Source organism: Stenotrophomonas sp. PS02298, assembly GCF_029959445.1.
Taxonomy (GTDB): domain Bacteria; phylum Pseudomonadota; class Gammaproteobacteria; order Xanthomonadales; family Xanthomonadaceae; genus Stenotrophomonas.
Genome location: NZ_JASCOR010000327.1, coordinates 1 through 1004, shown reverse-complemented (window position 1 = coordinate 1004; position 1004 = coordinate 1). Strand labels below are relative to the sequence as shown.

The window sequence follows — 1004 nt, the reverse complement described above, 5'->3', positions numbered from 1 at the left end:
TGCCGCCGGCCGGGGGGGTCACCCGGCCCGCGCCGGGGGCGCCCCCCACCACGCGGGGGCCGCACCACAGACAGGCAACGGACAGCTACAGCAGCGTGGCCTGGCTGTCATCCCAGCTCTTGATGATCAGCTCGCCGGCGGCAGCATCCCGTCCCTCGCGCCCGATGGTGTAGCGCAGCTGCAGGGGGACCAGGTCGAAGCCCTCGAACAGCCGGCGGATCTCCGGGTGGTCGTTGATCGACAACACCACCTTGCCCTTCGCCGAGCGCATCCAGGCCGCCATGCGCTCGTACTCGGCCCAGGGGAAATCGACTCCATAGCCTTCGGTCTCCCAATACGGCGGGTCCAGGTAGTGCAGCGTCGCCGGCCGGTCGTAGCGCTCGACGACCTCGTGCCACGGACCGTGCTCGACGATGACGCTGGCCAGCCGCAGGTGGACGGCACTCAGCTCCTCCTCGATGCGCAGCAGGTTGAGCCGTGGGCCGCTGCCGCTGGCGACGTAGCCGAAGCTCTGGCCCTGCACCTTGCCACCGAAGGCCAATTTCTGGAGGTAATAGAACCGCGCCGCCCGCTGGATGTCGGTCAGGGTCTCCGGCCGCTCCATCTGCGCCCACTCGAACATCTGGCGGCTGACGAGGGACCAACGGAACTGGCGGATGAACTCGTCGAGGTGATGCCGGATGCAGCGGTACAGCCGCACCAGCTCTCCATTGATGTCGTTGAGCACTTCCACCGGCGCCGGTACCGGTCGCATCAGTAGCGCGGCCGCGCCGCCGGCGAATGCTTCGACGTAGCACTCGTGGGAGGGGAAATGCGGGTACAGGTGCTTGATCAAGCGGCGCTTACCGCCGGGCCAGGGGATGATCGGATTGGGCATGTCTCACCTTTTGCGATGTTGATCGCCGAGACTGCGGCCGCTTCGCGGAGCAGCAGGGCCTCGGCCAATGCCAGGTGGTGAGATCACCTGTGTTGCGGCGACGGCTCGGCACTTGCCGGTGTCGAGC

The 1004-nt window shown here is 67.5% G+C and carries 1 protein-coding gene; it reads right to left on the bottom strand.

Annotated features, from left to right (window positions below; translation table 11 throughout):
• Nucleotides 1-85: 85 nt before the first annotated feature.
• Nucleotides 86-877 (bottom strand): DNA adenine methylase, encoded by a 792-nt coding sequence (locus tag QMX78_RS21455; RefSeq protein WP_282273482.1) that lies wholly within the window; start codon nt 875-877, stop codon nt 86-88.
• Between the last annotated feature and the right edge of the window lie 127 nt (nt 878-1004).

Bases quoted from the DNA above. Each gene is read 5' to 3' on its own strand.
- QMX78_RS21455 (WP_282273482.1), bottom strand. From the start codon at position 877: ATGCCCAATCCGATCATCCCCTGGCCCGGCGGTAAGCGCCGCTTGATC.